The 7,736-nt window shown below is 33.7% G+C and carries 7 protein-coding genes and 1 pseudogene; 3 read left to right on the top strand and 5 right to left on the bottom strand.

Going from position 1 to position 7,736, the window contains the following annotated elements; all coding sequences use genetic code 11:
• The first annotated feature begins 114 nt into the window (after positions 1-114).
• A pseudogene (locus V7014_RS22825) lies at positions 115-564 on the top strand (metal-dependent hydrolase).
• Between the two features lie 343 nt (positions 565-907).
• On the opposite strand, the gene V7014_RS22830 reads toward V7014_RS22825, so the two are convergent.
• Together V7014_RS22830 and V7014_RS22835 are read right to left on the bottom strand one after the other, a co-directional pair.
• Positions 908-1,954: a DUF1835 domain-containing protein gene (locus V7014_RS22830; RefSeq protein ID WP_335510658.1), complete on the bottom strand. Its 1,047-nt coding sequence runs from the start codon at positions 1,952-1,954 to the stop codon at positions 908-910.
• Between the two features lie 77 nt (positions 1,955-2,031).
• Positions 2,032-3,477, bottom strand: a complete 1,446-nt coding sequence (locus V7014_RS22835; protein WP_335510660.1) for a PLP-dependent aminotransferase family protein — start codon at positions 3,475-3,477, stop codon at positions 2,032-2,034.
• Positions 3,478-3,616: 139 nt separating this feature from the next.
• On the opposite strand from V7014_RS22835, the gene V7014_RS22840 reads away from it, so the two are divergent.
• Positions 3,617-4,510 carry a DMT family transporter gene (locus tag V7014_RS22840; protein ID WP_335510661.1) on the top strand — a complete coding sequence of 298 codons (894 nt, stop codon included), beginning with the start codon at positions 3,617-3,619 and terminating at the stop codon, positions 4,508-4,510.
• Between the two features lie 486 nt (positions 4,511-4,996).
• Here V7014_RS22840 and V7014_RS22845 read toward each other — a convergent pair whose 3' ends face one another.
• From V7014_RS22845 to V7014_RS22855, 3 genes are all read right to left on the bottom strand, one after another.
• Positions 4,997-5,368: a VOC family protein gene (locus V7014_RS22845; RefSeq protein WP_335510663.1), complete on the bottom strand. Its 372-nt coding sequence runs from the start codon at positions 5,366-5,368 to the stop codon at positions 4,997-4,999.
• A 440-nt stretch (positions 5,369-5,808) separates the two neighbouring features.
• On the bottom strand, positions 5,809-6,837 hold the full coding sequence (gene splB, locus V7014_RS22850; RefSeq protein WP_335510665.1) for a spore photoproduct lyase: 1,029 nt from the start codon (positions 6,835-6,837) through the stop codon (positions 5,809-5,811).
• Entirely contained in the window at positions 6,834-7,097 is a 264-nt protein-coding gene (locus V7014_RS22855; protein WP_335510666.1) for a transcriptional regulator SplA domain-containing protein, read from the bottom strand. The genes splB and V7014_RS22855 overlap by 4 nt, the downstream gene beginning before the upstream one ends.
• 204 nt (positions 7,098-7,301) lie before the next feature.
• Between V7014_RS22855 and V7014_RS27365 the strand changes: the two genes are divergently transcribed.
• Positions 7,302-7,406: an IS3 family transposase gene (locus V7014_RS27365; RefSeq protein ID WP_438824963.1), complete on the top strand. Its 105-nt coding sequence runs from the start codon at positions 7,302-7,304 to the stop codon at positions 7,404-7,406.
• Positions 7,407-7,736: the final 330 nt, after the last annotated feature.

The following is a 7,736-nucleotide window of genomic DNA, read 5'->3' on the forward strand; positions in this document are numbered from 1 at the left end:
GGGTCAATAAAAAGCGATATAGAAAACAGTTTTTGTCTTAAATATTGAGTACATTTCTATGGTTATTATTACGGTAAATTAGATGGATTTAAGTATGAGAAGTGAGGTATATATATGGTAAATGAAAGATATCCAATCGGAGAATTTGAATGTGAAGATATTATATCTAAGAATCAACTATTAAAGTGGATTGAAGATATTCGAGTGCTTCCAACACAGTTATCTCAAATAGTATGTAATTTAAGTGAAGAAGAATTAAATCTGGCCCTATCGAGAAAACGGATGGACGATTCGTCAAGTGGTTCATCATATTACAGATAGCCATACAATCAAGACGAATGGGCAAAACTGCACGATTCTAACATGCCGATTTCTATTTCTCTTAAAATCATTGATAGTTTGCATGAGCGATGGACTTATTTACTTCAAAACTTAACAGATGAGCAATTGAAAAGAACATTTCATCATCCTGACTCTGGGCTAGTTACCGTTGAAAGGAATATTGGCGTGTATGCTTGGCATGGTAAACATCACCTAGCCCATATTAGAAATGCATTAAATTAACTGTTTTTAAAATCTCTGTTGATTTAAGTAAAGAATATTTGTTTAGAGAGCTGAAAATCCCATGGACTAGACACCAATGAGTAGATTTTTTACCATCTAGTTGCAGATTACCGAAAAAAGTGAAGCAAACAAAAAAACAACTCCAAAATCAACTTTTATTGGTTACTTGTCGTTTACACTGAAATGCTTATACCAAACATCTAATAAAGCTTTTTTATCTTTTTCCAATTGTTTCTCCACTAATGGAGTAAAGTGTTTTTATCGATCTTGTAATCTCTTTTTTGCTCTTAGCTAATTCCCAAATACGTGCTAATTGGGAACACTCATGATTCAAATTTTTCAACTAGCACCGTTTTAGTTTCACACTATAAAACCGCATCCCTTTTAGGCTTCCTTCGTACTCCAATACGCCTGCTTCTATCAGCTTTCTGAGTCGATACTCTAAAAATGAATCACCTACATATTGTTCTAAGTTTCCTAGAACATGACCAATTAATCTTGATGACTTCATAAAGCCTTTCAGCTTTGATTTTCTATGTAGATTTTTTGCACTTTGGATCATAAATTGGTCATAATAGTCTTCGGGGAGACTTTGTATTTTTTCGTTTTTCCATATTCTTAAAGTTTCTTGATTATTTGAAAGAGAAAGCCATTCATTTTCTAATTCCTCTCGCTCGTATTTTGCAAGGGGGAGTTCATTTTTACTATGCTCATATATGACTTGAAGTTTTTCAGGTGAAACTTCGCCTGTATGTAAAATGGTATACTCTATATCTCTTTTTTTGAACAGCTCGCTATATTTCTTAGTCGTATTGATAACTTTAATATTGTTGTCTTTATTTTTTAGCAAATGGAGAACATATCTTAGTCCAGTCTGCTCATGCGAGTTATCAGCAACCCAAATAGTAATCGGGACGCCTTCTGGTATAGAGTTTATTTGATTTTTAGTCTGTTGAAATCTTTTCATATAGTCTTGATAACCATCATATTCATCATTGATAACCCTCTGCATCCAAGTAAATCTTTCTTCTTCCCCTACTTCTTCATGTAGCATCCAGACTGAACCTATAGAGAACTTATCCCAAAAAGAAATGACTTTTTCCTTTTTATCCATTCCCATTTCCTTTAAACAGACTTTTAAACCGCCCGAAAATGTGTCGCCAAATAGAATATGGCACGTTTGAAATCCCACATCTTTTTTTATTTCTGATCTTTCTTTTGATATATCAAAAATCGTTTTGTATATTTTTCCTACATCATTTAAAAACGATGTCTCTGAATAATCTGTTTCTTTCACTAGATTCAAACGTAAATATACGTGAAATAGTAGTGACTTCGCTTCATCTTCTGGCAATTCTTTGATGATTTTTTTCATTTTCTCAATTTCCATATCTTTCTCCTCCATAGAACTCTGCGTAAAATAAGCAATTTAGACATTTTACTAAAAGAATATCTTATTTTTATCTATTAATGTCTACACAATGCACGAATAATTCTATTTAACTCACGTATCCCTTTTTCTAAATCTACAAGTGAAGCAAAGGCGTACGATAAACGTATGTATTGTCCTTCATCTTGTCCATAAATATGTCCTGGATTTACCAGTATTCCTTTTGCTAAAGCCGTACTGTACAAAGATCGCATAGAAACTATTTTATTTATACGAACCCAAATAAATAGTCCTCCACCTGGTACTTCCCAAGTAGCAATATCTTTTAGATACTTCTCAAGATACCCTACCAATGCATCCCTTCGAATCTTTAATTGTTTACGTACAGACAATACATGCTCTTGATAAAAGCCGTTACTAAGCCACTTAAAAGCAATACGTTGAGATAGAGAACTCGACCCGTAATCTAATTGCATCTTAATATCAGCTAGGCTATTAATAACAGATTGCGGACCTACAATCCATCCAATACGTAGTCCCGGAGTAAGCGTTTTTGATAAGCTACCCAGATAAAGAACTTGACCATTTGTATCTTTTGCTTTTAAGGCTAACGGAGCCTTTTTATCAATCCATAATTCTCTATAAATATCATCCTCTATGATGGGAATTCGTTCTTCTTTACAAACTTTCAAAAGCTCAGCTCTTCTAGAATCTGACATGACATTTCCTGTAGGATTATGGAATGATGGAATGGTGTATAAAACACTTTGCTGGACTTTTTGCTTTTGAGCTAAAATAGACTTTGGTAGTATCCCGTTATGATCTATGGGCAATCCCGCAAGAAGCATTCCAGCAGATTGAAATACATGTAAGGAATAAAGATATGATGGTTTTTCAAGTAAAACGGTAGATCCAGGTTTCAATAATCCTACAGATATAAGGTCTAATGCCTGTAAAGCACCTGACACAATGAGAATACAATCAGGAGATGCTTTTATGCCATGAGATTTTAAGTAGGTACTAATAGATTGACGTAGTGGAAGTAAACCTTTAGGTTCCTCATATCCAAATGCTCCTAATTCATTAGCTAACTCTTTTATACTTTGTTTCATTTGCGTTATAGGGAATAACTCTGGTGATAATTCCCCTTTACTTAGCTGAATTAAATTAGAGTTTGATTCACCTTCATTAATCTGCTGTACCATTATTCGACTTGGTTGATGAAAGCCAATGTTTACATGATCATTCCAATTTTGAGGTTTATTTGTTAACAAAGACCAAGTATTATTTGTAACAATATTCCCCATACCTCTTTTTCCCTCAATTAGTCCTTCCGCCTGAAGTTCCTCAAGTGCCGTTATAACTGTACTACGATTAACTTTAAACATGTTAGCTAATTTACGTTGACTATATATTTTACTTCCGATTGTCCATTCTCCTATAGCAATCCTATTTTTTATGTATTCTATTATTTGGACATATTTAGGGGTTTTGAACGGTTTACCTTTAATGTATTGAGTCATATTCAATATTTCTTCTTTCTAAAAGTGGTTGGTTTTCTATTTTCTCACTGGTTGAAGACATTGTATCAGGCAAAGATTATTATGAAAAGTATATTCATGAAGTTTAAAAGCGGTTAGTTTTTAAAGAGGGAGAATCGTAATGAAATCATTCAATATGTTTATCTTTGTTTTACATCTATTTATCATAGTGCTTTGGGCTTCTGCTTTTCCAGGTATTCGTTTAGCGCTTTCAGGATATAGTCCAGAAACCCTATCTTTGTTGCGCTTACTAATAGGATCATTAGCATTAATGATTTTTGCAATTGTTACACGTATGAAACTACCACAAGTAAAGGACGTACCAGCAATTATCTTCCTTGGGGGCTTAGGATTTACAGGCTATTATCTTGCATTAAACTATGGAGAAAAGTTTGTGAACGCTGGTACCGCAAGTTTATTGGTTTCATTAACTCCTATTTTTACAGCTATTTTAGCACGTATTATTTTGCAAGAAAGTATTGGCTTGTGGAGATGGATAGGGGGAATAATAGCATTTTTGGGAGTATCCATTCTTTCAGTAGGTCATTTAGGAGGATTTTCATTCCATAAAGGTGCTTTCTTTATATTAATAGCTTCTCTCCTTGAAAGTTTGTACTTTGTTTTTCAAAAATCTTATTTAATAAAGTACGGTTTCCTTCCCTTTGTATGTTATACAATTTGGGGTGGAACGTTTTTAATGCTACCTTTTCTTCCTGAATTATGGAATTCAATTACAAGAGCTCCACAAGAAGCCACGTGGAGTGCTATATACTTAGGAATTTCCCCTACAGTTCTTCCCTATATTGCTTTAGGATATCTCACATCAAAAAGAGGTGCTTCAGAAGCTACAAGTTCTTTATATCTCACACCGCTTCTCTCTTTCATCATTGCTTGGATATGGTTAGGAGAGATTCCAACGTTTAATACAATTTTAGGAGGAATTATAATTGTAATAGGTACGATGTTAACTATTATCCAAACAAACAACGTGGAAGCTCAAAAAAGAAAGGTTTAACGATTTTTTAAAAATGAAAAATGTTCTAAAACGATAAATGAGCCTCCCGCCTATAGTTTATATACAGTGCATATACACTTTATAATTTTTAGGAAGAAGACTACTATTATAGATTTTTTATATTATATAAGTATTAAAAAAATCCAGAAAAAAATACTAAACCCTATACTTCTTCATTGCTTTCTAATAGATATCAATTCTGTTTCTCTAATGACAAAAGTCCATCTCCAACCATACCTTTCCATCAAGCTGATAAGGATGGGGCAGAAATGACTCCACCAAGAGACGCACCAGCAAGAAAAACGGACATACCTAATCCTCTAAGCTCCGCCGGAAACTTTTGAGTGACGAAACTCATACCAGTTGGTGTATGTATATGGTCCTTCGAAAGCTCCCAAAAAATATTCGATACAAAAGAAGCATTGTTAAGCCCGCAATGAAATAGGAGCTAATCTGCATGAGTGTTGTAGTATTAAGCTAACTAGTTTATCTGTGTTGATCTAGAAGAATGGGATTACCATCAGGATCTTCAATTATAAAACTTGCAGGCCCTTCGCTTGTTTCATCTGCTTCAGACAGTAATTTAATTCCTTTAGCTTTAAGTTGCTTTTGAAGGTCTCGAATGTCCGTAAACGAATCGAGATTTTTGGCATTTTCATTCCATCCTGGATTAAAAGTTAGAATGTTCTTTTCAAACATTCCTTGGAATAGACCAATTATGCAACTTTCATTCTTCATAATGAGCCAATTTTGGGTAATATCCCCTCCAAAGGCTTGAAATCCTAGATTTTCGTAAAATGATTTTGATTTGTTAATGTCTTTTACATTTAAACTTACAGAAAATGCACCTAGTTTCATTTTTTTCTCCTTAAAAAAGTTATTTTAATTTCGGGGTCATACCCTTAAAAGCTTGAACTTATCCTTTTTCCAAGTACTTCTTTTGTTTTGTTTAACTGTATTTCAAATCTGCAGAAACTTCCACTAGGAGTAAACCTATTATAGTCTTTGTAAATTTAAAAAATTTTAATTAAGCTCTTATTTAATCTTTAGTATTGCTATAAGAAACTGTCCTAAATAAATTTTTTTACCCAATAAGTATTAGACGAGCAAAAATCATTTCGTTCGACACGCGATTTTGTTTCCTTGCGAAACCTGCAGAAATTCATGCAGATTTTATTAGGCCTTCACGAATATTACTAGTAAAATCCCTCCTAAATCGCAGTTGGTTAGTTTTTTATCCACTATCGTTAATTGTTTCCTTCCAAAAGTATTACTTTATGTCCGAAAAAATCAAACCATCATGTGAAATATTCCAATTTTGCATGTGGGAAAAATTTCTTCATATAGCGATATAGGTGAGATTTCAAGTCCTCTTCCTCTTCTTTTTGATAGATATATTTTCCTATACCATATTTCCCCCACTTGTACCTTCTTTTTTCTTCATCTAATTCTAATTTTGTCATGGGATAGTTTTTTTCGATTACTTTCTTAGCAGGCTTTGTAAAACGATGTTGAATAAATTCAAATGTTAAATTCTTTTTCGCCTCCTGAGGTAATTCCGCATCCAACCTCTCAAACATTTGACGGTAGCCTTCCTCCCATCCTTCGTGCAGATAAATAGGGGCTACTATAAATCCAAGTGGATAACCTGCTCTTGCTACTTTTCCTGCGGCCTGAATTCTTTTTTCTAATGGAGAAGTCCCTGGCTCAAAGTTCTTAATCACATAATCAGCATTAACACTAAATCGAAATCGGGTTTTCCCGTTGTGTTTGGCATCAAGTAAGTGATCAACATGATGAAATTTTGTAACAAATCTCAATTTTCCATACTCTGATTCTCCAAAGTGTTCTATCGCCCGTTTTAATGTATGTGTCAAATGATCAATTCCAACAATATCGGATGTACAGGATGCTTCAAACCTCGTCAGCATGGGAGCACGTTCCTCCATGTATTTGTCAGCAGCTTCCAAAATTTCTTCGACATTTACATATGTGCGGATATATGGCTTGCTTCCCATCGTAGTTTGTAAATAGCAATAATGACAATGTCCCATACACCCCGTTGCAAAAGGAATGGCATATTCTGCTGAAGGCTTTGATGTATCAAATTTAAGTGTTTTTCTAATCCCAACTACTAGTGTTGACTTGGCAATCCGATATCTTTGAAAATCGTTGTCACCTGGTAGGTTTCTTACTTGATTATGGGAAGTAGTATAGCGAATTTCAACATCCATTTGTTCAAACTTTTCTTGAAGCTCTTTTCCTAAGGGATAATCTAATGCTTTCGGTTCGAAATATACAAGCTTTGGTGTAAAAGGTTTATTCATTCCAATATCCCCTCTGCAGCATTCCCATAATAGTAATTATATGCTTGGTTCGCCTCTTCCTCCGTAGAATAAACAGCCATTTCATTTGAAAGTGGATAATACGTTTCATATAGAAACAATGCTAATTCATTCAAATTTTCAGGGTTATTTACAACTGCTGCTGCCTGTATATTTGCTACATCTTGAGTGTGTGGATTTCGGTAAAATACATAAACAATATCTCCTGCACGATAGTTACTTTTTTCGTTATTAAGTTCCATTCCATCACCTTTTTTCATTTAGTACTAAATTATTCTTATTATACTTTTTCCTTTAAGTCTTAAAATTATGTTTTCATTTATGGAGTAGAAAAAAATCACCGTTAGTACGTGCATTATCTCTTCCAATTTGATATACCGCGTCCATGAAATCTTCATGAGAAATCGTTTTGTTCTTTAATACTAGTTCTCTATAATTGTTTTGCAATTCGATATCAATTTGATAGTTTAGAAGATTTACAGCGAGAATTGGCCTATCATGTAAATTGGTATAATAACATTCGGATTCATATGGAACATTGGAGTATTTGAGTCCTGTATACAAATTTTTAAACCTTAAGAAAGCTGTCTAGTTTTTTATTGACAATCCAGTTCATGTATAAACTTCTCAAAGTTAAGAAATGATACTAATAAGTTTCATATAACTAACCTTATTTGAAACTGAAAGAAGACAACCATAATTTTGAGCGTACTTCTATACATGGAGTATTCTCAACCAACTCCGTGTTTCTGTAAAAGGTCCAGTCTAAAAGGCTGGATTTTTTGTTAACTAACACATATTTTTCAAATGATCATAGAACAATAAAACCAATCCTATTTCCATCATTAGCAGATCCGCAAGCCAGCTATAAATAGGATTAA

This window comes from Bacillus sp. JJ722, from assembly GCF_036963345.1.
In the GTDB taxonomy this organism is placed as follows: domain Bacteria; phylum Bacillota; class Bacilli; order Bacillales; family DSM-1321; genus Bacillus_AD.